Origin of the sequence: Leclercia adecarboxylata (assembly GCF_006874705.1) — a bacterium.
In the GTDB taxonomy this organism is placed as follows: domain Bacteria; phylum Pseudomonadota; class Gammaproteobacteria; order Enterobacterales; family Enterobacteriaceae; genus Enterobacter; species Enterobacter adecarboxylatus_C.
Window position 1 is genome coordinate 4,028,315 of record NZ_CP035382.1, and the last position, 23,799, is coordinate 4,052,113.

A 23,799-nucleotide genomic window follows, 5' to 3' on the forward strand; every position below is an offset into this window, starting at 1 on the left:
AGCCTGACGTCCGGAGCCCCGTATGAAATCACCCTCACGACCCAACAATGAAGTGGAGCGTCTCAGCGCCTTGCGCGAATCCGGGCTGCTGGAGATCGAAAATCACCCGTCCTATGACCGGCTGACCCGGCTGGCAAAACGCCTGTTTGCCGTGCCGGTGGCGATGATTAATCTGGTTGACGAGCATGTGGTGGTGGTCAAATCTGCAGATGGCGCGGACGCGACGAATCTGCCGCGAAATCTCTCCTTTTGTGGCCATACCGTGCTCAGTGACACGCCGCTGGTGGTACCCGACACCCTGGACGATGCGCGTTTTGCCGATAATCCACTGGCTACCGACGACGATCCTGTCCGCTTTTATGCCGGTTATCCGCTGCACCTGCCCAATGGTGCCACGGTGGGGTCGCTGTGCATTATCGATCATCAGCCGCGGCAGTTCTCAGCTTCTGACGTCGAGGCGCTGGCCGATCTGGCTGCACTGGTTGAGGTGGAGTTCGCCGCGATCTGCGCCAGCATCATCGACGACCTGACCGGGCTGTATAACCGCCGGGGATTTCATCACCTCGCCACCTACGCCATTCGCGCCGCGCGCCGGCGGGCAGAGCCGCTGACCCTCGCCTGGCTGGATCTCGACCGTTTTAAACAGATCAACGCTCGCTTTGGCCGCGCCGACGGCGATAACGCCCTGAAGGCTATGGCAAGTCTGCTGAGTTCCACCTTCCGCGAAGCCGACGTGCTGGCGCGTTACGGCGGAGATGAGTTCGCGATCCTCTTTGCCAACAGCGACGAAAAGGGCGCATGGGTCGCCATGCAGTTTCTCACCGAACAGGCTGCGGTGTGGAATGAGCACGCCGAATATCCGTGGTCGCTTTCATTCTCCTGGGGAGTGAGCGAGTTCAACCACGATCGCGACGATCTGGAGGGCTGGCTGAAGACCGCCGATGAGATGATGTACTCCATGAAACAGCAGCGCGGTACCGGCTGCTGAGATAAGAAAATCCTCTGACAGTCGCTCTTGTGTTACGAAAATGTAAAGCGCATGGTGATGCCGTTGATAAAAAGGAGAATAATGATGACATCACCCGCTATTCAGATCTTTTCCCGTGACGATATTCTCGCGCACCTTCCCCGGTTAGCGGAGATCCTGCACAGCTGTGTGACCGGCGGCGCGTCGGTAAGCTTTATGTTGCCTTACAGCCATGAGCAGGCTGGCGCGTTCTGGCGCGGCGTAGCCGACAGCGTCGCGCGGGGTGAACGTACCATGCTGGTGTCGACTAACACAGAGGGCGAACTCACCGGCACCGTGCAGCTTATTACCGATCAGCCCGACAACCAGCCGCACCGGGCGGACGTTGCCAAACTGCTGGTTCACCAGAACGCACGCCGCAACGGCGATGCCGGACGATTGATGCAGGCCCTGGAAAACGTGGCCCGTGATAAAGGTAAAACAGTGCTGGTGCTGGACACGTCAACCGGCAGCGGGGCGGAGACCTTCTATCAGCGGGCGGGCTGGCAGAAAGTGGGGGAGATCCCGCGCTATGCCTTGATGCCGGACGGTGAGATGACGGCCACCTCGGTGTTCTACAAATTCTTATAAATCCTGTCACAATTCACACCGTATTTGATCAAAACAGGGGTTCGTGGTCGTTAAGTTTTGATAAGTTATCGTACCAATCTTATCAGGCTGTATGACTAATCATTACAAGGACCCCATTGTGAACACACTGAACCGTCGTGATTTCCCCGGTGCTCTCTATCCTGAACGTATCATCCAGTTTGGTGAGGGCAACTTCCTGCGCGCGTTTATTGACTGGCAGATTGACCTGCTCAATGAACATACCGACCTGAACGCCGGTATTGCGATTGTCCGCCCAATCAAAAGCGATTTCCCGCCTTCACTGAGCACTCAGGACGGCCTCTACACCACCATCATCCGTGGCCTGAACGAGCAGGGCGAAGCGGTGAGCGACGCGCGTCTGATCCGCTCGGTGAACCGCGAAATCAGCGTTTACGACCAGTACGATGAATTCCTGAAGCTGGCCCACAACCCGGAGATGCGCTTTGTCTTCTCCAACACCACGGAAGCGGGCATCAGCTATCACGCCGGGGATAAGTTCGAGGATGCGCCTGCGGTCAGCTATCCGGCGAAACTGACGCGTCTGCTGTTCGAGCGTTTCAGCCATTTTAACGGTGCTGTCGATAAAGGTTGGGTGATCGTCCCCTGCGAACTGATTGACTATAACGGTGACGCCCTGCGCGAGCTGGTGCTGCGCTATGCCCGGGAGTGGGCGCTGCCTGCGGCCTTTACCCAGTGGCTGAACGACGCTAACAGCTTCTGCTCAACCCTGGTTGATCGTATCGTCACCGGTTATCCGCGTGATGAAGTGGCCCAGCTTGAAGCCTCTCTCGGCTATCATGATGCCTTCCTCGATACCGCCGAACACTTCTACCTGTTTGTGATCCAGGGGCCAAAATCGCTGGCGCAAGAGCTGCGTCTCGACAAACTGGCACTGAACGTGCTGATTGTTGATGACATCAAACCGTACAAAGAGCGTAAAGTGGCGATCCTCAACGGGGCGCATACCGCCCTGGTGCCGGTGGCCTTCCAGGCCGGGCTGGATACCGTGGGTGAGGCGATGAACGATACCGGGATATGCGCCTTTGTCGAAAAAGCCATCCATGAAGAGATTATTCCGGTGCTCGATCTGCCGCGTGATGAGCTGGCCTCCTTCGCCAGTGCAGTCACGGGCCGTTTCCGCAACCCGTATATCAAACATCAGCTGCTGTCGATTGCGCTCAACGGCATGACCAAGTACCGCACGCGTATTCTGCCGCAGCTTCTGGCAGGGCAGCAGGCCAGCGGCAAACTCCCGGCGCGTCTGACGTTTGCCCTGGCGGCGCTGATTGCCTTCTACCGTGCGGAACGTAACGGTGAAAGCTACCCGGTGCAGGACGATGCCCACTGGATCACCCGCTTCCAGCAGCTGTGGACCCAGCATCACGATCGACAGATCACAACCCGCGAGCTGGTGAGCGCGGTACTGAGCGTCAGCGAGCACTGGGAGCAGGATCTGACTCAGGTTACTGGCCTGGTGGAACAGGTTACGCAGGATCTGGATGCGATTCTGCAGAAAGGGATGCGTGAAGCGGTAAAACCGCTCTGCTAATCCGCTGAACTTCCCCTCATCCTCAGGGTGAGGGGAAAAACACCGCACCGTTATTGACCCATCATCCATTTTAGTTACAACATACTTTAAGTTATTCCTGTTACCGCCTCCTCAACACCGTGCGGTCTGCCTTTCGCCTCGCAATAACGTCATCATTTTTTAACATACTTGCAACCGTGACGACGATCACGTTTAATAGTCACCGCTCTTTTTTCCCGATGAAGCTGACTATGATTGTTCGACCTCAACAGCACTGGTTGCGTCTGATTTTTGTCTGGCACGGTTCCGTGCTGACCAAAATCTTTTCCCGCCTGTTTCTAAACTTTTTGCTCTCTATCGTCGTGATCCTGATGTTGCCCTGGTACACCTCGCTGGGCATTCGTCTGACGGTAGCGCCGTTCAGTATTCTCGGGGTCGCCATCGCGATCTTCCTCGGGTTCCGCAATAACGCCTGCTACGCACGCTATGTCGAAGCGCGGCAGTTGTGGGGCCAGCTGATGATTGCGTCGCGCTCGCTGTTCCGCGAAGTCAAAAACACGCTGCCGGACGACCCCGCGCTTGGCGAGTTTGTCCGCCTGCAGATTGCGTTTGCCCATTGTCTGCGCATGACCCTGCGCAGACAGCCCCAGGCCGACCAGCTTTCGGCGTATCTTTCCGAGGAAAACCTGCGCGTGGCGATGGATTCCAGCTCGCCTGCTAACCGCATTCTGCTGATCATGGGCGAATGGCTGGCGGTAAGACGCCGGAAAGGGGAGTTGTCGGATATCCTGTTCCACAGCCTGAATATTCGTCTCAATGATATGTCGACCGTGCTGGCCGGCTGCGAGCGTATCGCCAACACCCCGGTGCCTTTTGCCTACACCCTGATCCTGCACCGCACCGTCTACCTGTTCTGCATCATGCTGCCGTTTGCGCTGGTCAGCGATCTGCACTACATGACGCCGTTCGTGTCGGTGCTGATCTCCTACACCTTTATCTCGCTGGATACCCTGGCGGAAGAGCTGGAGGAGCCCTTCGGCACCGAGAATAACGATTTACCGCTGGATGCCATCTGCAACGCGATGGAGATTGATCTGCTGCAGATGAACGATGAGCAGCAGATCCCGGCGCGCAAACTGCCGGACAAATATTACCAGCTGACGTAAGCGTTTGTATCCCAGTGTATCCGGGCGCGGGCAGGATACAGCGGCTTGCAAAACGGGCCATTTTGCACATATTCGGCATACATCAGGGTGGTGAGATAAGCGGGTAAATTCTACTGACCCGGAGATACCACCATGATGAACAAACTGGCTTATTCAACCCTGGCGCTGACCCTCTCTTTCGCGACCGTTTCCGCCTGTCAGGCCGAAGCGGCGGGCACGGATTATGCCGCTGCTTTTAACCAGATCCGCCAGATTGACGCGGGCGATCTGAATATTGGCTATGTCGATATCGGGCCGAAAAACGGCGAACCGGTGATCCTGCTTCACGGCTGGCCGTACGACATTCAAAGCTATGCCCAGGTTGCCCCTCAGCTTGCGGCAAAAGGCTACCGGGTGATTGTGCCGTACAACCGCGGGTTCGGGACGACGCATTTTCTGTCGCCGGGCACGCCGCGCAACGGTCAGCCAGCGGCCATGGCGAAAGACGTCATTAACCTGATGGATGCGCTGAAAATCAAACGTGCGGTCTTCGCCGGTTACGACTGGGGGGCCAGAACGGCGGATATCGTGGCGGCACTGTGGCCGGAGCGCGTGAAATCGCTGGTTTCGGTGAGCGGGTATCTGATTGGCAATCAGAAGACAGGGGAAAAACCGCTGCCGCCGCAGGCCGAGTTACAGTGGTGGTATCAGTTCTATTTCGCCACCGAGCGCGGTGAAAAGGGCTATGCCGCCAACACCCATGACTTCGCGAAACTGATCTGGACTCTGGCCTCGCCCGGCTGGAAATTCAGCGACGCCACTTTTAACGTCAGCGCCAAAGCGCTGGATAACCCGGATCACGTGGCGGTCACTATCAGCAACTACCGCTGGCGTCTGGGGCTCGAAAAAGGAGAACGCCGCTACGACAGCTATGAACAAAAGCTGGCGGCTGGCCCGACCATCAGCGTGCCGACCATTACCATCGAAGGCGACAATAACGGTGCGCCGCACCCGGCTCCTGAAGCCTATGCCGCGAAATTCACCGGCAAATATCAGCATCGCACCTTTACCGGCAACATCGGCCACAATCCGGCGCAGGAAGATCCGCAGGACTTCGTCAAGGCGGTGGTGGATGCGGATCGGTTGTAAGCCAACTATGCTATTTTTGGCGAATTGCTGATAAACAGGAGCTTAGGGTGGAGACAATCGATCACATACTTGTCGTCGATGACGACCGGGATATTCGCGAGCTGGTCGTCGATTATCTGCTGAAGTCGGGCTATCGCGCCACCGGCGCCGCCAACGGCAAAGAGATGCGTGCCGTACTCGATAAACAGGCGGTCGATCTGGTGGTGCTGGATATCATGATGCCCGGTGACGACGGACTCACCCTGTGCCGCCAGCTGCGCAGCGGGCAACATAAAGATCTGCCGATACTGATGTTGACCGCGCGCCACGACGACATGGATCGCATTCTGGGTCTGGAGATGGGGGCCGACGATTATGTGGTCAAACCCTTTGTGGCGCGCGAGCTGCTGGCGCGGATCAAAGCGATACTGCGCCGCTTTCGCACGCTGCCGCCCAACCTGCAGGTGACCGAAGCCGGACGGATCATCGCCTTCGGCGACTGGCAGCTCGACACCAGCGCCCGTCATCTGCTGGATGCCACCGGCACCATCGTGGCGCTGAGCGGGGCGGAGTACCGTTTGCTGCGGGTGTTTGTCGATCATCCCCAGCGCGTATTAACCCGCGATCAGCTGCTGAATTTTACACAGGGCCGGGATGCGGAGCTGTTCGAACGCTCCATCGATCTGCTGGTCAGCCGCGTGCGACAGCGTCTGAATGAGGATGTACGCTCACCACGGTATATAAAAACAGTGCGCAGTGAAGGCTATGTCTTTTCGATGCCGGTGAGCATTCTTGAGGTCAGAGAATGAGGCTTTGGCCGCGTTCGCTGCATTATCGTCTGCTGCTGATCGTCCTGCTGGGTTTGCTGCTTGCCAACGGCCTGAGCCTGGCGCTGGTGATGGCCGAGCGCATGAGCAGCGTGCGTAACGTGATGCTGGGTAATCTGCAGGACGATGTCTCCACCAGCGTGGCGATTCTTGACCGGCTGCCCGCCAGTGAGCGGGCGCAGTGGCTTCCGCGTCTTGACCGGGATAACTATCACTATGTGCTGGGCCCGGGCGAGCCGGGCGCTCCACCCGCAGACGCCCGTTCCCGGGATGCGGTCCGCACGATAACAGAGAGCCTGGAAACCCGGTATCCGCTGCGCTTCACGGCGGTGCCGGGGCCGGTTTCGCATATTCAGGCGCACCTGACCCTGGGCGACGGCTCGCCGCTGACGCTGGATCTCACCCCCCGGATGCCGCCGGTGGCCCGCTGGCTGCCGGTGGTGTTTGTTATTCAGCTGCTGCTGGTGGCGATCTGCGCCTGGCTGGCGGTGCGCCAGGTGGTGCGTCCCTTTACCCGCTTTACCCGGGCAGTCGATACCCTTGAGCCCGCCAGCCCCAATCCACTGATGCTCACCGAGCAAGGCCCGCTGGAGGTGCAGCATGCAGCCCGCGCCTTTAACGCCATGCAGGCCCGGATCCAGACCTCGCTGAAGGAGAGGGCGCAGATCCTCGCCGCTATCTCACATGATTTACAGACGCCCATCACCCGGATGCGGCTGCGGGTGGAGATGGCCGACCAGCCCGAGCTGCGCGACAAACTGACCCAGGATCTGGACAGCATGACCCGGCTGGTGCGGGAGGGGATCGACTACGCCCGTTCATCCGGGGTTTCGCCCGAGCCGGTGCGCAACGTCGATCTCTATAACTTTATCGATACCCTGATCTGCGATTACACCGATACCGGTAAAAACGTGCAGTTTACTGCCGCCCGCACCGCCTTGCCTTTTGCTACCCGTCCGCAGGCGCTGCACCGTATCCTGACTAATCTGCTGGATAATGCCCTGAAGTTTGGCGATGCCGCAGAGGTGACGCTGACGGTGCACGACAAAACGGTGTTGATCGCCGTAGAGGATAACGGCCCGGGTATTCCCGGAGACGAGCTGGCGGCGGTGTTGCAGCCGTTCTACCGCGTGGAATCCTCCCGCAACCGGGAAACCGGCGGTACGGGGCTGGGGCTGGCGATTGCCGCCCAGCTGACCGCCCAGCTTGACGGCCAGTTACAGCTGGCGAACCGCCCCGAGGGCGGGCTTTGCGCACGGATTACCTTGCCGGTGATGTGAATTGCCGGGTGGCGGCTGCGCCTTACCCGGCCTACAAAACCCTTGCTTTGCCCTTGTAGGCCCGGCAAGCGTAGCCCCGCCGGGCAGTCAGGCCGCACCATTTGTACCGCACTGTATCCCGGCGCTAAACGAATACACCACCTGACAAAATCCCCAATTGCCCACACATGCCAGATACCTCCCCACGCTGTAATAGCCTCACTGCAATAGTCGCAGCCAACCGCTTTAGTGAGGTGTGTTATGTTTCTTTTAATCGCATTTTTAGGTGGGATGGTCAGCCTGCTCAGCCCCTGTACGCTTCCCGTCATCCCGCTGCTGTTCGCCGGTTTTCGCGGCCAGAAGCGCCAGCTTATCGCCATGCTGTTTGGGATGGTGATCATGTTTACCCTGGTCGCCAGCCTGATCGCCGTCGCCAGCGACTGGGTGGTCAGCGCTACGATTGTCGGACGCTGGATTGCGCTGGCGTTGTTGAGCCTCGCCGCGCTGGCCTTGATCTTCCCGCCATTTGCGCAGCGCATTGCCGGGCCCGCATTACGTCTCGGCAATGCGATCAATACCCGGAGCAGCCGCACCCGGGGCATCGCCTCGGCAGTGCTCGCCGGGCTGGCGGTCGGGCTGCTGTGGTCGCCGTGCGCCGGGCCGGTGCTGGGGGCCATTCTCAGCCTGAGTCTCGCAGGCCATAACCCGATTGCTACCGGTAGCCTGCTGGCAGCGTACGGCAGCGGCTGCGCCGTCATGCTCGCGCTGCTCGGCTTTAGCGGGCAGGCGCTGATTGCGCGTCTGAAAACCCAGTCTGGGCTGATGGACGGGCTGCGAAAAGCGGCGGGGGTTGCGATGCTGATGTCGGTGGCGTTTACCGCGTTCGGTCTGAACAGCGTCTTTCAGGGAGCAAACGGCGTAGCCGACCGGCTTGAGAAAACGCTGTTGCAGCTGGTGCCGGAAAGCTCCCCTCAGCCCAGGCTTCAGCCGGTGGCGCAGCCCGTCACCACCAGCGCTATGCCGTCGCTGGAAGGCGGAACCGGATGGCTGAACGGTGAGCCGGTCAGCCCGGCGTCGTTAAAAGGTAAGGTAGTGCTGATCGACTTCTGGACCTGGGACTGCATCAACTGTCAGCATACGCTGCCGCACGTTCGCGAATGGGCCAATAAATATCAGGCCCAGGGACTGGTGGTGATTGGCGTCCATACCCCGGAATATCCGTGGGAAAAACCGCTGACGTCGGTGCAGCAGGCCATCAACAAATGGCAACTGCCGTACCGGGTGGTGACTGACAACAACTACAAGATCTGGACGGCCTTCGGCAATCGTTACTGGCCGGCGCACTACTTCTTCGATGCCAAAGGCCAGCTGCGCTACGCCTCTTTCGGGGAGGGGAATAACGACAAGCAGGAGCAGGTGATCCAGCAGCTGCTGAAAGAGGCGAAGGCGTAATCAGGGTTCGCGTCTGGCAATGATAAACAGGCGCGGGAAGGCCAGCAGTATCTGCCCGTTTTCCTGCAGCGGATACTGCTCTTCCAGCAGCTGATGATAGCGATGCAGATAGCGCTGTTGCTCGCTCTCGTTCAGATCCTGCAGCCAGGGCCGCAGACCGGTAGCGCTCACCCAGTCAATAATCGCCTGGTGCGAACTCATCTGGTGAAAATAGGTGGTGCGCCAGATGTCCACCTTGCATCCCGCCTCGGTCAGAATATCGTAATACGCATGGACGCCCGCCAGGGCCGCGCGGCCGCGATCCGGATAATCCTGTTCAAAGGCCACCTCCCGCATCAGCATGTGCGTCGGCTCCAGATCGTTATCCGGCATCTGGATCGCCAGCACGCCGTTCAGCTTCAGCAGCGAGACCAGATGCGGCAGCAGGTCGTAATGGTTCTCAACCCACTGCAACGAAGCGTTGGCGTAGATCACGCTCAGAGCCTGTTCCGGGCGATAGTGGCGAATATCGGCCTCTACAAACCGGCAGTCGGGCAGCGCGGCTCTGGCCTCCACCAGCATCGCGGGCGAGGTATCGACTCCGGTGATGCGCGCCGAGGGCCAGCGCTGCTGAAGCAGCGCCGTGCTGTTGCCCGGCCCGCAGCCCAGATCGACGACATCGGTAACCTCGTCAAGCGCAATGCGGGAAAGGAGTTCTAAGGCGGGTCGGGTGCGTTCAGCGCCGTATTGCAGATACAGGGCGGGGTTCCAGTCGGTCATGCAGGCATCTCCGGTTTGCTCTTTTCAGAAGTGTAGATGATGCGGTTTGCAGGATGACAGAAATCCGTTTCTGTCGGCGCGAATAGGCTAGAAGATCCCCTTCAGGGCAACGTGATACAGCAGCATAATGGTTTTGCCATCGACAATCAGGCCGTTATCAATGGCCTGCAACGCCTGTTCTATGGGCCACTCCAGCACTTCGATATCTTCACCTTCGGCCTCAATGCCGCCACCCTCGCTGGTGCGATCGCCAGGGCGATACTCCGCGATGTAAAAGTAGAGTTTCTCGGTGACCGAACCGGGGCTCATAAAGGCCTCAAAGACTTTCTCCACATGGTCAATTTGATACCCGGTCTCTTCTTCCGCTTCGGCCTTGATGCGCTTTTCCGGCGCCATGTTATCGAGCAGCCCGGCAGCGGCTTCAATCAGATAGCCGTCGTGACCGTTGATGTACACCGGAAAACGAAACTGACGGGTGAGGATCACCGTTCGTTTCTCACGGTTGTAGAGCAGGATCGTGGCGCCGTTTCCCCGATCATAGGCTTCACGGTTCTGGCGCTGCCACTCCCCGTTACGGCGGCGCACATCGAAGGTGTATTTTTTGAGTGTGTACCAGTCATCTGACAACGTCTGGCTATCGAGAATGCGTACTTCTGCACGATTTGATTGCACGGTGCCTCCTGTTTACGTAGAGTGGGCATCATAAACCGCACATTCGTGCAATATCAAGATCAAACATGCAGCCTCAGGAACCGTCCCATGCTCACTCGTCAACGCAAACAGCTGATCCTCGAAAAACTGAGTTCCGAGGGGCAAGTGTTATCCAAAACCCTCAGCCTGGAATTTGACGTGTCGGAAGACACCATTCGTCGGGATTTGCGCGAGCTGGCCGCCGAGGGGCGTTTACAGCGGGTACACGGCGGCGCGTTGCCGGCATCAAAGGCGGTCTCCAGCTTTGCCGAGCGGAGCCATCTGGGCATCGAGGCGAAAAAGCGGGTGGCGAAGAAGGGCGTCGAACTGATCTCGCCCGGCCAGGTGGTGATTATCGACGGCGGAACCACTACCGCCGAGCTGGTGCGCTGCCTGCCTGCGGATCTGCCTTTCACGGCGGTGACCCACAGCCCGGGCATTGCCCTGGCGCTGGTGGCCTATCCCCGGGTGGAGGTGATCCTGATCGGCGGACGCCTGTTCCGCCACTCGGTTGTCACGGTCGGCGCCGCGGCAATTGAAGGCGTTGCGCATATCCATGCGGATCTGTTTTTCATGGGAGTGACCGGGATCCACCCTGAGGCCGGGTTAACCACGGGAGATTATGAAGAAGCGTGCATCAAACGGGCATTTTCCGGCAGAGCTGCAGAAACGGTGGTGCTGGCCTCGCCGGAAAAAATTAATACCGCATCCTCCTTCACGATCGGCGAGCTTTCGCTGATCAACACCCTGGTGGTTGAACCGGATACCGACAGCCGCTGGGTGGATGCGGTGAGTCAGCAGGGGATTTCGGTTGTGAAAGCATGACTCGCTTAACTCCAGCATTATGTTGTTTAATCCTGATTCTTCGCGTTAATTCTCTTATTTTGTGATTTATGGCTGATAGCGAAACGATGAGAGTAACTCTATAATATTGTGTGTTAACGCCAAAAATCGCGGTTAAGGTACAAAATAATGGATTTAAACTTCAAAAAGCCTGATGAGATCGTTAAGTTGCTGTGCGAGCGATTACGCCAGGAGCGCATTCGCCGCCAGTTTACCCAGGCCGAACTGGCGCAACGGGCTGGCGTGGGGGTGAATACGGTTTCAAATCTGGAGGCGGGGCGCAACGTCGGCTTTGAAGTTGTGGTTCGTGTGGCGATGGTGCTGGGTCTTACCCCTGAGCTGGAGAACCTGTTTCAGCCGCAGCTCGAGAGCCTGGACGATCTTCAGCGCTTCGAAGCCAGCGCGTCCCGCCAGCGCATAAGGAAAAGGAGTCATGATGCCTGATCGCGTAGAGGTTTATTACGAGGGCTGGGGTGAACGCTGGTTGTGGGGAACGCTGGCGACCACCATCGCACTGACCGGGCGGCCGCTGATCTTCTTCGAATACAGCCCGCAGGCGCTGGAAAAAGGTTTTGAATTATCTGCGTTTAGTCTTCCTCTTAAGGGTGACAAGCTGCGACAAAATTTTCCCGCTCACCAGTTAGGTTTGCCTGGCCCGGTCTATGACTCCCTGCCTGACGGCTGGGGTATGCTGCTGATGGATCGCTTGTTCAGGCAGCGTGGCCTGAGTACGGCCCGTGTCGGCCCCCTTGAAAGACTGACCTACATTGGCAGTAATGCGATGGGGGCGATGTCTTTTGTGCCTGTTCAGGCCGATCTTGCCGCGCCACAGAACGATATCCCCCTGACGCAGCTTGCAGAAGAGGTAAGGGAGGTGCTGGAAGGCGAAGGCGGGGCATTTTTACACCGGCTGCTGCAGATGGGGGGCTCTCCGCAGGGGGCAAGGCCTAAAGCCTTGCTCTATCGTGACACTGTCACCGGGAGATTCACCACGATCCCCGTAATGGGCTATGAACCCTGGCTGATCAAGTTTCCTGCCAGGGATGAGCCTGCCGAAGTGTGCGCCATTGAGATGGTTTATGCCCAGTGCCTGCGGGAGTGCGGCATTGATACCCCGCAAACAGAATATTTTGATCTGCCGGGCGGCTATGCGGCGTTTGCCAGCAAGCGCTTCGATCGGCAAGCCGGGATGCGTGTACCGATGCAAAGCCTGGCGGCATTTACCGGAGCGGATTATCGGGCGCCGGGCTCGCTGGATTACGCCACCTTTATGCGCGCCACGCAGTTCTGTACCAACGATGTGCGAGAAAAAGCGCGCGCCTTTGCCCGGGTTGTCTTTAACGTCATATTCAATAACCGCGACGATCACCCAAAAAATTTCGCGTATTTAATGTCTGCCGAAGGGACGTGGTCGCTGGCGCCTGCGTTTGATGTCACCTGGAACGAAGGCCCAGGCGGATACCACCAGATGGATATTATGGGCGAGGCGTTAAATATTAATAAACAGCATCTGCTGTGGTTGGGCACCCAGGAGGCGGATCTCAGTGAAACGCAGGTTAACCGGCTGATTGCGAGCATTGCCGATGTCGCCAGTGGATTTTCCGTTTATGCCGAAGCGCTGCTTCCGGGCAAAATTACCCCGGCTACCCGGCGTGCCATGCAAAAGCAAATTGATGCCAACATCAAGCAGCTCCGTTAAAGCCAGGAAGAGCGCAGCTGCATAGGCTACGCTTCAGCTAATGCTTGTTTAACAAAAGGACTGCGTGATGCTGCAAAAAATCAGCCTGTTATCTCTCGCCTGTGTGCTGTTTACCGGGTGTATGTCCAATGAGGGCACGTCCCCCGAAGAGAAAAAGTTTCGCAAAGTAGAGGCCGCGGCAAGCGAATGCGCCGAAATTGTGAAAAACCAGACCATCGAACTCACCGCTGAAGGGAAGGATGCCAATACCCGCTGGACGACCATAGAGTACGTGGCGTCTGACCAGCGTACCCGCACGGTGGAATATCGAACCTCCTCGGTGCTGGATAATGGCGAGCCGGGCAAGGCGTGGCAAACCTGCATGTCGGACAAAAAAGCCCTTGTTCCTGAACTGAAAATATAACCTTCGGGCGGGAGCTGCATCTTCCTCCCGCCAATGAAACAAAATGTTAGTATCCTAAACATTATTTTTAGCGCTCTGACGCTCCTCGTTCTTGCATGTTTATAATCACTAGGGGGGATATATAAAAATGGGGGGCTATGGCGGCATTAGGTGTTGAATAAGCGATCGGAACCATTCATTACATGAATCTATTAATATAAAAAACACACTGATTACGCTGGGTTTTAGATTTTTATTAAAATGGTGCGCGTGAAATTAATATTACAAATAGCAGGCGGCAAGACTATTCTTAATTGGTTTTTATTGCGTAAGAATCTCTTCGATCGATTGTTTATCAGAATCATCTTAGGGATATAAAAATGCGCTATAAAACTCGCCGTACCTTGTTATCACAATGCATCCTGTTCTCTCTGACTGCTTTTTCCGGCTATGCCTTAGCAGCAGACTGCTCTCCAGCCGATGCGCCAACCAGCACCTGCGGATTCAAGAGTACGAATTATCATGGTCCTAATGGCACCGAGACCTGGGCTGTTAATGATAATGGCTCCGCTTACACCAATGATGCCAATACCAACAGCACCGGCAACGGCAATGACGCTATCTATCTGTGGGATAACAAACAGGAAGATACTCAGTCACTGACCGTAGACGGCACCGACATGAGCGGGACGTTTATTCAGGCTAATTATGGTGGTACCAAAAATATTACCCTGCAGAACGGCGCGACCACCGACATGATTGAGGGTGGCAACAACAAGCCGGGTGATAACGGCAGCTTTAACATTGATATCAATAATTCCACGCTGACCGGAGAGAATGACAACCTCATCTACGGTGCGGCATCGCATGCGAAAACCTATATGGGTGGGGCGGCTATTTTTGTTGACTCCGGTGCCAATGAGGGTACCAACACCGTTAATATCGAAAATGGCAGTACCCTTGGCGGTGCTATTTATACCGTGACCGGCGGGGATAACACCATTAATGTTGCCGGGAACAGCACCGTTAACGGCGCTATTTATGCTTTCACTAACAGCAACAACACCATTAGCGTTGATAACAGTACCGTGACGGCAAATGAAACTAACGCGACGTTGCAGGGCTATTTCGAAGGGGCCTATGCAGGCAACGCGGATGCATCAACTATTACCTCGGCGCTTCAGGGGCAAACAATTGCGATGGGTATCTATGGTCAGCAGGCATCCACTATTGCGCTGACCAACGGCACCACGGTAAATGGCTCTGTTGCGGTTGTCGGGAATGGCTCCTCTACGGCGCAGATCTCCCTCGACAGCAGCACCCTGAACGGCAACATTATTACCGCCGATGAAAGTAACACCACGGTGAATCTGAATAACGCTACCGTCAACGGCAATATTACGACCGGAGCGGGAGATGACACGGTCGTGCTGGCCAATAACTCCTCTGTCACCGGTAACGTGGATGCGGGTACCGGCACCGATGAGCTGTCGATGGATGCCAGCAGCTCCATCACCGGCCAGATCAGCGGATTTGAAACGGTAAACACCACCTCGGATAACAATATCGACATCGATAAGTTAAACGACAATACCGGCTGGACTATCCAGAATGGCTCCCGTTTAGTGGCCGAAACCACCGGCAGCAATGTCCAGGTGGCAATGACCTCCGACAGCACCGTTGATTTTGGTAACGTCACCGGGACCAACAACAACCTGACGGTAACCCAGATTTCCCCGTCTACCCTGAACCAGAAAAACGTTCAGATCGCGACATTCTCTACCACCGGTAACCCGGCCGATGCCGTTGAAGCCCAGTTCAGCAACGGTTCACAGCAGGTTGAAAGCCGCAGCGGCGCTTACAACTACAATGATTCCCTGACCATTGAGCAGGCGGCACAGCTGAGTAAACGTGCCGGGCTGACTGCCACACCGAATGCTTACAACGTACTGCTCGACAGCTCGCGCGGTGAACTGGCCAGCGATGTCCAGGGGGCGATTGCCGGTCTGGATGCCGCCAAACAGGCAGGCCGCATGATAACGGACGATCTGGCAAACCGCCTGGATCAGGTTCACCTGCAAAATCTGTATGGCCACACGGCGGATGGGGCGCAACTCTGGGGCGACTTCCTCTACCATCATGGGGATTACAGCGATGACGTTGATTACCAGGACATCACCCAGGGTGTGCAGGGCGGCGTTGACTGGACGACCCACCTGACAAACGGCGACAGCCTGACCGGCGGTGTGGCGCTGGGCTGGACCCGCAGCCGCGACCAGAGCAACAGCGGCGGCGCTAACAGCTTCAACGATACTGTCTATGGCAACTACTACAGCGTTTATGCCGGCTGGCAGCAGGCGCTGCACGACAACCTGTGGGGTATGTTCGTTGACGGCAGCTTCAGCTACGGCGATATGCGTTACTCAATGTCGGCGAAAAACAGCAAAGAGGACACCAGCGGCATGACCGAAGCATTAAGCGGCTCCGCGGATGGTAACCTGTATACCACCCAGCTGCGTACCGGTGTCAACGTGATGCTGCCGGGTGAGACCGTCCTCCAGCCATATGCGACTTTAGGCTGGGATAAAGCAGAGGAGAAAGGCTTCTCTGACAAAGAGCTGACCTTCAGCGATAACCAGGTTTCGCAGTGGAATACCAGCGTCGGTATGCACGTGACCACTAAGCTCGCGGATCTCAACAAGAACGTCGAGCTCTACCCATGGGCCGATGCCCGTTACCAGACCGAGTTTAGCGATAATACCGACATCAAAGCGGCGGATTATCACAACACCGACGGTCATAACACCTCAATGGGTATCTTCGGGGCGGGTATTAATACCACCATCGGTAACAACTTCTCCGTTAACACCGGAGTGTACTTCGGTACGGGTGATGTGGATAACGATGCCAGCGTACAGGCCGGTATCAGCTATCAGTTCTAACCCAGTCTGACCCAACCAAACGGCAGGGATCTCAGGATCCCTGCCGTTTTTTTTTGCAGCACGGCCCGGATTACAATATACTAAAATACATTATATAAAATTGTATATTGATGGATGGAAACCATGACTACAGTGACCGATACTGATATTCAGGATGCCATGAAACAGGCGGCGCTGGGTGCCGCGGAGATTTTGCGCGGTTTGTCCAATGCCGACAGGCTGCTGCTGATGTGCCAGTTAAGCCAGGGGGAAGCGAGCGTTGCGCAGCTTGAAGAGGCGGTGGGGATCCACCAGCCTACGTTGTCCCAGCAGCTGGGGGTACTGCGGCGCTTAAAGCTGGTGGAGACCCGGCGCACAGGCAAACAGATTTTTTACCGGATTGAGGATCCGCGGATCTTCACGCTGCTCAACACCTTATATGACCTCTATTGCCCACAGGCAGGAGTCGACCATGACGATTGATTTCTCTCACTTTACGCCCCTGAGCAGCCTCGGCGGCGGGGTATTAATCGGGCTCGCTGCCATACTGCTGATTCACTTTTGCGGGCGCATTGCCGGGATCAGCGGCATTGTGGCGGGAATGCTGACGAAACAGACCCGAACAGAAGGGTGGCGGATGGCTTTTTTGGCTGGTCTGATTGGCTCGCCGCTGCTGTTCTCCCTGTTTTTCCCCTTACCGGACATTAACGTTCCAACCTCATGGCCGATGATTATTGTTGCCGGCTTGCTGGTCGGCATCGGCTCGCGTCTGGGCTCCGGGTGTACCAGTGGGCATGGCGTCTGCGGCCTGTCGCGTTTTTCTAAGCGCTCTCTGATCGCCACGCTGACCTTTATGGCTGTCGGCATTGCTACCGCAACGCTGACCGGATTCTGGCTGGGTTAGGAGGACTGATAATGATAATTAGCGCATTTCTGTGTGGCCTGATTTTTGGCGTGGGTTTGCTGATAAGCGGAATGGCAAACCCGGAAAAGGTGCTGGGGTTTCTTGACCTTTCTCAGGCCTGGGATCCCTCTCTTGCCTTCGTGATGATAGGGGCGATTGCGGTGGGGATAGTTGGTTTTGCGCTGGTCAAAGGCAGAGAAAGGGCGTTTTGCGGAGTGCCCATCCTGCTGCCGAAGAATAACGCCGTAGACCGCGCGCTGCTGGTGGGGGCGATCCTGTTTGGTCTGGGCTGGGGGCTGGCGGGCATTTGTCCCGGGCCGTCCCTGATATTGTTGGGGGCGGGCGTCGGGAAGGGGCTGCTGTTTGTTTTGGCTATGCTGGCGGGGATGTGGATAGTTAACCGCGTTCGCCCCTCATAAACGTTCCTTCAGCGATATCGGACGATCAGATCGGCTTCAGTGTGTTGTTTATTTAACCACTGGACGTACGCTTCACCCCGATTGCCTGGCAAAGCAAATTCAGCATTTGAAGGAGAGTGTGACGCGAGAGTAATACGTTGCTTATGCGGGGATTTCCCGCATAACATTTGCACGCTTTTACCCTGTTGATCGATTAAACACCCCACCATAAAAACACGTCCGGAAAAAGTAATTTTAGCGGAGGATGAGGCATGACTGATTGCGGGCAGAATGAGTAATACGAGTAGTTCAACAATAATGGCGATATGACGCATGGACATTTTCCTCTCTCCTTGAGCGATCGACATGCAGGTATAACCCTTAACCATCAGACGTCCTGTCTGAATGACAGATTACTGCAAAATAGTTTCCTGGTAAACTATTTCCCATGGATTAGTTAATGCCTGGTTGATTTTCCATCTTCTTCAGAAATATATCTTTGATCTGCGTAGAGGAAATTATTGTAATTATGCTGTTGCGTTAGTGTTGCAATACACGGAATATCTATAAAGTTTACAAATCAGAACATCTTGTTGATTTTGCCAATCAGTTTTATTTTTTATACTCCTCAGCCACTTGTGCAGACCTAAGAATCTTCTTAGCTGTCACGCATTAATTGAATGCAATTTGCATTGTTTATTTGGCAGTAATTTAATCTGTCTTTTTACAGGCTACAAAAATGAATTCTAAGTCTAAATTTTTATTTTCGGGCGCTATCCTGACCTTATGTTTTACCGGTGTCCCGGCTCACGCTCATACCGTTAATTTTTCCGGTAAAATCATTAGTGAAACCTGTCAGATCGCCGATAATTCCGGCAATGTTAATGTGAATTTCGGTAGTGTTAACATGGATACACTGAAATCACATGAGCAAACCACGGCACAAACGCCGTTTCAAATCCATCTGACGGGGTGTCCGACGGCACAAAACGTCAGCATCGGTCTGGAGGGGACGCCTGATACCCACGCCCACGGCAAAGCTGATGGAGTACTTGCTATGAACGCAGGTGAGGGTGTGGCGCAAGGTGTTGGAATAGAAGTGTATTCCAGCGATGATGGCTCGACACAGGGCACACAGCTCACCTTTGATCATCAGGTAAAAACCACCGCCAAACAGGCTGATGGGAATGGGGATATTACTTTTGGTTTCCTGGCCGATCTGAAGAGTGATTCTGACGTTGATGTCACCGCCGGTAATATTAATGCAACAGCTAACATTGATATTAATTACGAATAGTTATTATTAAATGGGTAGTGTTTTATAAAGGGCAGAGAAATTCTGCTCTTTTGTTTTTGTAAGCATCTTAAAGAAGCATTCAATGAAAGTGAAAAATCTGATCTTATTATCCGTTCTGGTACTATTATCCTCCCCGGTACTGGCGGACGGGGTTTCAATCGGAGGAACCCGTTTAATTTATCTTTCAAGCGAAAATGAAGCTGACATCTCTGTTGAGAACACGAATTCAGATGCTCCCGTTCTGATCCAAAGTTGGGTAAGCGACATTGGGGATCGGAATAAATCCCCCTTCATTGTCACACCGCCATTGTTTCGCCTTGACCCGGGAAATACTAACGCCTTACGGGTGATCCAGACCTCCGGTCATCTTGTCGAAAATAAAGAGTCGCTATTTATGCTCAATATCAAGGTGATTCCGGAAAATACAAGCAAGTCGAACGAAAATATCTTGCAGTTTGCGATTAAGAATCAACTGAAGCTGATTTATCGTCCCGTTGGCTTATCGGGCTCGTCGCTGGAAGCAGCCAAAAATCTGCACTGGAGCAAAAATGGCAATCAGCTCCAGGCTGTTAACCCATCGCCTTATTATGTCACCGTAACGTCATTTACGATTGGCAGCCAGGATGTCAAAACCTCCGTTGACCATAGCATACTGGCACCGGGAGGACATGAGGATTATACGGTTCCTGCAGGAAGTACTGCGCATAATATTTCCTGGAACACGCTGGATGATTTTGGCGCGCCTCAGCATTTCAGCGCCTCCCTCGCTGCACGTTAATCGCTTGCCATGAACCGCTGGAATATCGCCCTGTATCCTTATGGCTATCTGTTAATAGCGGTTTGGGGATATTGCCAGCCAACTCTGGCGCAGCCAGCGTTTAATATGGATCTGTTGGAAAAAAACGAGAATTTACCTCCGGTTGATTTAAGCAGTTTCAACGCTCCCCATGCCCAACCGGAAGGTCACTATCTGGTCAACTGGATGGTGAATGATGTCAGCATTGAATCACCCAAAGATGTCGCGTTTCATCATGATAGCCATGGAACGCTGGTTCCCTGTCTGACCTCAGCGGATCTGCGCAAGGCGGGTGTTAACCCTGCTGTTCTGGCGCGGAACATGGATACCGATAAGCCTGCTGCCTGTCTCGACCTGACGAAGGTGTTGCCAGACAGTCGAACCACATTTGACTTTCAGCAGCAAAAGCTGGAGCTCTCAATCCCTCAGGCGCTGATGAGCCAACATGCTCGCGGTGATGTCCCCGTTACCCAATGGGACGAGGGGATTAATGCGGTTGAGCTTAACTATCGTTATTCCGGTGCCAGCCAGCGGGATCGGCAGGGCGGAAAGGAAAATGACAACTATTTGCTGATGAAGAATGGCGCTAACCTGGGAGCATGGCGCCTGCGTTCGGATGGGAGTCTGACCAGTAATAGCGATGAAAAAACGCACTGGAGCAGTTCGGCGACCTGGCTGGAGCGCGATATTGTGCGCTGGAAAAGCGAGTTAACGCTGGGCGACGCCTTTACCTCTGGTGATGTTTTCGAACCGATACAGGTGCAGGGGGTGGGCCTCGCCTCTGATGATGAGATGTTGCCAGACTCTCAAAAAGGCTTTGCGCCCACCATTCACGGCATTGCTAAAAGTAATGCCCGGGTCACCGTTCGGCAAAATGGCTACGTTCTGTATCAAACGTATGTTACTCCGGGCGCCTTTGTGATCAACGATCTCTATCCCATGGCTAACAGCGGCGATCTTGAGGTATCGGTTAAAGAATCCAGCGGTGAGGTACGCCGCTTTTACCAGCCTTATTCTTCGGTAAACCAGATGCAGCGCGAAGGATATCTGAAATATACGCTGATCGCCGGGCGCTATGCCGCCAGCGGCAATACCCGTCAGCCGCTGATGACGCAGTTTTCACTGATGCGCGGCTTTGGCCATGCGGTCACCGGGTTTGGCGGCTTTCAGGCGGCAGAACAGTATCGCAATCTTTCGCTAGGGATGGGGAAAGGGCTGGGGGAATGGGGGGCGTTATCGCTGCAATTATCCACATCGGATGCCAGTACTCGTGAGGCGCAGGGCGCCGGGCGGGCGTGGCAGGTGCAATACACTAAGGGCCTTGAACAGCTCGGCACGCTGGTCAGGGTCAATGCCTGGCGCTACTCCCACGCTCGCTATGCTTCACTGGCAGATGTCTCTGGGGATGACAGCGATGATTCGGATGAGGAGAACAAAAAATCGACGCTTCAGGTGACGTTAAACCAGACAATCGCCTCAAGCTTGTCGTTATATCTCAGCCTGAATCAGGACAGCTACTGGTCAACACAGGGAGCGCAACGCACGGCGAACATGGGGATCAGCAGCGAATTTCACGGCGTCTCATGGTCCCTCGGTTACAGTGATACTCACTCTTCAGAGCAGGAAGATAACGACAAAGTGTTGTCACTGTCACTTTCGATTCCGTTGGCGAAATTCCTCCCGGACAGCTATGTCAGCTACAACACCTCCTCATCGCAAAAGAAAGGAGCCACCCAGACGCTGGGTATTAATGGCGCGTTATTGGACGACCGTTCTCTGAGCTATTCCGTGGAGCAAAGTACGGATAGCCAGCAAGGGCAAAGCGGTGATGTATCGCTGGGATACACCGGCAGTCAGGGCGCGCTTAATGCCAGCTATAGCGAAGATAGCCAGATGAAACGGGTCAGTTACGGTGCCAGCGGCGGCGTGCTGCTGCATCGGCATGGGCTGGTGCTCTCTCAGGAAATGGATGGCCCGGTGATATTAGTGAATGCGAATGGTGCGGGTGATGTGCCGCTGGAAAATCAGAAGACTATCAGGACAAACGCCTCCGGATATGCCGTACTGCCTTTTGCCACGGCCTACCATCGCAATACGGTTTCACTGGATAGCCATGCGTTGCCTGCCAACGTTGATTTATCCAACAGTTCGGTGACGGCGGTTCCCACAAAAGATGCCATTGTGATGGCGTATTTCAGCGCCCGTGTTGGTTATAAAGCGTTATTTATTTTACAAAAAAATAGCCAGCCGCTGCCGTTTGGCACTCAGGTAACAGCCCTTGATAATGATATGTCTGAGGGGATTGTCGCGAACGACGGGCAGGTTTATTTAGCGGGTCTTCGAAAAGCAGGGCGTCTCAAAGCAAAGTGGGGAGCCGCCGCTAATCAGCAATGTATTGCCCGGTACGATTTATCACCCGTACTGACGTCTTCTTCACCTCTTATTTTACAGCAGAGTCTTTCATGTGCGTCTTAACCCTCGCCAGCCGGTTAAAAGGGTGGTTATTCCTTGTTTTGCTTCATACCGCACCGGCCATGGCATGCACCCCTTTTTTAGCGCAGGGAAAAGCCTCAACCCTGCGAGTGGACGTTGGCAACATGGTGGTTCACGCTAATGCCCTGCCCGGGACGCCGGTCTACAGCAAAACGTTTTCATGGAATGAGATCAGTGATGGCGGTGAGCAGTGGATAGCCTGTAATAACGGACATTCTGATGATCGTGATTTTGATTTTAACGCTTTTATGTCGGGCCTGGCGCAATCCCCTGAAATTTACCATACAAACCTGAATGGGGTGGGCGTCAGAATATCGTTACGAGCCATCAGCGGCTTTGGCGGTTTTCCGGCACGGATGACGACCGTGCCTTTTACCGCAAGGGTTCGCACCCGTGCGGGACAATCTGATGATTCTTTTCGGACGGGAACGTTGCGGGTAAAAGTCGAACTCGTGAAAACGGCGGCCGCAGTGGCTTCTGGTAATCTGGATTATCTTGATAACCATTTTCTGTTCGCTGGCGATACTTCTGTGGCAGCCATCGACATTAAAGGAAAAATCAAAGTGGGGGCCTGTACCCTGAGCGCATCCACGCCTACCACGGTCCAACTCCCCCCGACCAACCTGAATAAATTTGAGCGAGTAGGCGATACCGCAGGTGATATGCCGTTTGCTTTACAGCTCGACTGCAATAGCGCTGTGGGAGTGAAGCTGCGCCTGGAGGGTAATGAATCCGCATCCATCAAAGACAAGGGCGTGCTAAAAAACGATGCCCGTCATAATCAGGCGCGCGGTATTGGGGTTCAGCTGCTTTACCAGAATGCGCCGGTAATGTTCCACAAAGAAATGGATATGGGAACCGCAGCAGAGGGACAATATGCGATCCCTCTGCTGGCACGTTATTACCAGACGCAACGCCGCGTAGAGGCCGGGGAGGTTAACGCGGTGGCGACTTATACGCTGACGTATTATTAGTGATGCGTGTTTCAGTGACAGAGGCCACTCACTCTACTTCTGGCAGAACAAGTGAATTGAGCACATGGTCCTGCCAGACCCCGTTTATTTTGAGATAGGAGTGCGCATATCCCTCCTTCACAAACCCGAGCCTGGCCAGAGTCTTACTGCTGCGGGCGTTATCAGGAAGATGGTTTGCCATAATCCGATGAAAACCATAATTCGCCTGCACATAGTTCAGCGATGCCTTCAGCGCCTCGTGCATTAGTCCTTTTCCCTGATAAGCAGGATCGAGCGAGAATCCGAGATAGCACGCATGGAAAACGCCAAAGATGAAGTTAGTGAAATTGATACTGCCGATGATCTTATGTTCGTCTTTTAAAGTGAAAACCAATTGCAGACATTTTCTCGCGTCGTAATCGCTCTGCGCACTTTCAATTCTTTGAGTAATACTGTTTAGCGTGAAATAGTCCTCATTACGCAATGGCTCAAAGGGCGCGAAATACGCCCGGTTCTCCAGCAGGAAAAGCTGGAGGTTGTCAGCCAGATCCGTAGTCAGCAGCAACACATCCGTACGCGCGGTGGAAAATAACTTCATATCTAAATCTCATTAACAATATTGTCACAAGGATTGTACTGATTATGAAGTTGATTTCCAGCAGGCTTCTGACATTAACCTACTAAAGTTAGGCTGGAAAACGTGACTC

General features: G+C 54.9%; 24 protein-coding genes. 20 read left to right on the forward strand and 4 right to left on the reverse strand.

Features of this window, described 5'->3' with window-relative positions; genetic code table 11:
* The first annotated feature begins 22 nt into the window (after positions 1-22).
* From ES815_RS20210 to ES815_RS20245, 8 genes are all read left to right on the forward strand, one after another.
* Positions 23-988 (forward strand): sensor domain-containing diguanylate cyclase, encoded by a 966-nt coding sequence (locus tag ES815_RS20210; RefSeq protein WP_142489408.1) that lies wholly within the window; start codon positions 23-25, stop codon positions 986-988.
* An 81-nt stretch (positions 989-1,069) separates the two neighbouring features.
* The gene (locus ES815_RS20215) at positions 1,070-1,597 is read left to right on the forward strand and encodes a GNAT family N-acetyltransferase (protein WP_142489409.1); all 528 of its coding nucleotides are present in this window, start codon (positions 1,070-1,072) and stop codon (positions 1,595-1,597) included.
* Positions 1,598-1,715: 118 nt separating this feature from the next.
* A complete protein-coding gene (locus ES815_RS20220) occupies positions 1,716-3,167 on the forward strand; it encodes a tagaturonate reductase (RefSeq protein WP_142489410.1) in 1,452 nt (483 codons plus the stop codon).
* 230 nt (positions 3,168-3,397) lie between these two features.
* A complete protein-coding gene (locus tag ES815_RS20225; RefSeq protein WP_142489411.1) occupies positions 3,398-4,312 on the forward strand; it encodes a bestrophin family protein in 915 nt (304 codons plus the stop codon).
* Positions 4,313-4,444: 132 nt separating this feature from the next.
* On the forward strand, positions 4,445-5,440 hold the full coding sequence (locus ES815_RS20230; RefSeq protein WP_142489412.1) for an alpha/beta fold hydrolase: 996 nt from the start codon (positions 4,445-4,447) through the stop codon (positions 5,438-5,440).
* A 47-nt stretch (positions 5,441-5,487) separates the two neighbouring features.
* A complete protein-coding gene (locus tag ES815_RS20235; RefSeq protein WP_142489413.1) occupies positions 5,488-6,228 on the forward strand; it encodes a response regulator in 741 nt (246 codons plus the stop codon).
* Complete coding sequence (locus ES815_RS20240) at positions 6,225-7,526, forward strand: ATP-binding protein (protein WP_142489414.1); 1,302 nt, start codon at positions 6,225-6,227, stop codon at positions 7,524-7,526. Before ES815_RS20235 ends, ES815_RS20240 begins: the two co-directional genes overlap by 4 nt.
* Positions 7,527-7,766: 240 nt before the next feature.
* Positions 7,767-8,957 carry a cytochrome c biogenesis protein/redoxin gene (locus ES815_RS20245; protein ID WP_142489415.1) on the forward strand — a complete coding sequence of 397 codons (1,191 nt, stop codon included), beginning with the start codon at positions 7,767-7,769 and terminating at the stop codon, positions 8,955-8,957.
* On the opposite strand, the gene tam is transcribed toward ES815_RS20245, so the two are convergent.
* Positions 8,958-9,716, reverse strand: a complete 759-nt coding sequence (tam, locus tag ES815_RS20250; protein ID WP_142489416.1) for a trans-aconitate 2-methyltransferase — start codon at positions 9,714-9,716, stop codon at positions 8,958-8,960. It abuts the gene before it with no gap.
* A gap of 87 nt (positions 9,717-9,803) precedes the next feature.
* Positions 9,804-10,388, reverse strand: coding sequence for an NUDIX domain-containing protein (locus ES815_RS20255; protein ID WP_142489417.1), 585 nt, complete (start codon positions 10,386-10,388; stop codon positions 9,804-9,806).
* Positions 10,389-10,475: 87 nt separating this feature from the next.
* Here ES815_RS20255 and ES815_RS20260 point away from each other — a divergent pair, with 87 nt between their 5' ends.
* From ES815_RS20260 to ES815_RS20295, 8 genes are all read left to right on the forward strand, one after another.
* Entirely contained in the window at positions 10,476-11,231 is a 756-nt protein-coding gene (locus ES815_RS20260) for a DeoR/GlpR family DNA-binding transcription regulator (RefSeq protein WP_142489418.1), read from the forward strand.
* A 147-nt stretch (positions 11,232-11,378) separates the two neighbouring features.
* Positions 11,379-11,693 (forward strand): helix-turn-helix transcriptional regulator, encoded by a 315-nt coding sequence (locus ES815_RS20265; protein WP_197090584.1) that lies wholly within the window; start codon positions 11,379-11,381, stop codon positions 11,691-11,693.
* On the forward strand, positions 11,686-12,948 hold the full coding sequence (locus tag ES815_RS20270; RefSeq protein ID WP_142489420.1) for a type II toxin-antitoxin system HipA family toxin: 1,263 nt from the start codon (positions 11,686-11,688) through the stop codon (positions 12,946-12,948). Before ES815_RS20265 ends, ES815_RS20270 begins: the two co-directional genes overlap by 8 nt.
* Before the next feature lie 67 nt (positions 12,949-13,015).
* Complete coding sequence (locus ES815_RS20275; protein ID WP_142489421.1) at positions 13,016-13,351, forward strand: hypothetical protein; 336 nt, start codon at positions 13,016-13,018, stop codon at positions 13,349-13,351.
* A 359-nt stretch (positions 13,352-13,710) separates the two neighbouring features.
* Positions 13,711-16,272 carry an autotransporter domain-containing protein gene (locus ES815_RS20280; protein WP_142489422.1) on the forward strand — a complete coding sequence of 854 codons (2,562 nt, stop codon included), beginning with the start codon at positions 13,711-13,713 and terminating at the stop codon, positions 16,270-16,272.
* A gap of 123 nt (positions 16,273-16,395) precedes the next feature.
* Positions 16,396-16,734: a metalloregulator ArsR/SmtB family transcription factor gene (locus tag ES815_RS20285; RefSeq protein WP_142489423.1), complete on the forward strand. Its 339-nt coding sequence runs from the start codon at positions 16,396-16,398 to the stop codon at positions 16,732-16,734.
* Positions 16,724-17,155: a YeeE/YedE family protein gene (locus tag ES815_RS20290; protein WP_142489424.1), complete on the forward strand. Its 432-nt coding sequence runs from the start codon at positions 16,724-16,726 to the stop codon at positions 17,153-17,155. Before ES815_RS20285 ends, ES815_RS20290 begins: the two co-directional genes overlap by 11 nt.
* A gap of 8 nt (positions 17,156-17,163) precedes the next feature.
* On the forward strand, positions 17,164-17,574 hold the full coding sequence (locus tag ES815_RS20295; RefSeq protein ID WP_142489425.1) for a DUF6691 family protein: 411 nt from the start codon (positions 17,164-17,166) through the stop codon (positions 17,572-17,574).
* 8 nt (positions 17,575-17,582) lie between these two features.
* On the opposite strand, the gene ES815_RS20300 is transcribed toward ES815_RS20295, so the two are convergent.
* Positions 17,583-17,888 (reverse strand): hypothetical protein, encoded by a 306-nt coding sequence (locus tag ES815_RS20300; protein WP_142489426.1) that lies wholly within the window; start codon positions 17,886-17,888, stop codon positions 17,583-17,585.
* 404 nt (positions 17,889-18,292) lie between these two features.
* On the opposite strand from ES815_RS20300, the gene ES815_RS20305 reads away from it, so the two are divergent.
* The 4 genes from ES815_RS20305 to ES815_RS20320 all read left to right on the forward strand — a co-directional run bounded on the left by ES815_RS20305 (position 18,293) and on the right by ES815_RS20320 (position 23,113).
* Positions 18,293-18,850 (forward strand): fimbrial protein, encoded by a 558-nt coding sequence (locus ES815_RS20305; protein WP_142489427.1) that lies wholly within the window; start codon positions 18,293-18,295, stop codon positions 18,848-18,850.
* An 82-nt stretch (positions 18,851-18,932) separates the two neighbouring features.
* Positions 18,933-19,628 carry a molecular chaperone gene (locus tag ES815_RS20310; protein ID WP_142489428.1) on the forward strand — a complete coding sequence of 232 codons (696 nt, stop codon included), beginning with the start codon at positions 18,933-18,935 and terminating at the stop codon, positions 19,626-19,628.
* A gap of 9 nt (positions 19,629-19,637) precedes the next feature.
* Positions 19,638-22,121 carry a fimbria/pilus outer membrane usher protein gene (locus tag ES815_RS20315; protein ID WP_142489429.1) on the forward strand — a complete coding sequence of 828 codons (2,484 nt, stop codon included), beginning with the start codon at positions 19,638-19,640 and terminating at the stop codon, positions 22,119-22,121.
* The gene (locus ES815_RS20320; protein WP_185902354.1) at positions 22,109-23,113 is read left to right on the forward strand and encodes a fimbrial protein; all 1,005 of its coding nucleotides are present in this window, start codon (positions 22,109-22,111) and stop codon (positions 23,111-23,113) included. The genes ES815_RS20315 and ES815_RS20320 overlap by 13 nt, the downstream gene beginning before the upstream one ends.
* Before the next feature lie 28 nt (positions 23,114-23,141).
* On the opposite strand, the gene ES815_RS20325 is transcribed toward ES815_RS20320, so the two are convergent.
* Complete coding sequence (locus tag ES815_RS20325; RefSeq protein ID WP_142489431.1) at positions 23,142-23,690, reverse strand: GNAT family N-acetyltransferase; 549 nt, start codon at positions 23,688-23,690, stop codon at positions 23,142-23,144.
* Positions 23,691-23,799: the final 109 nt, after the last annotated feature.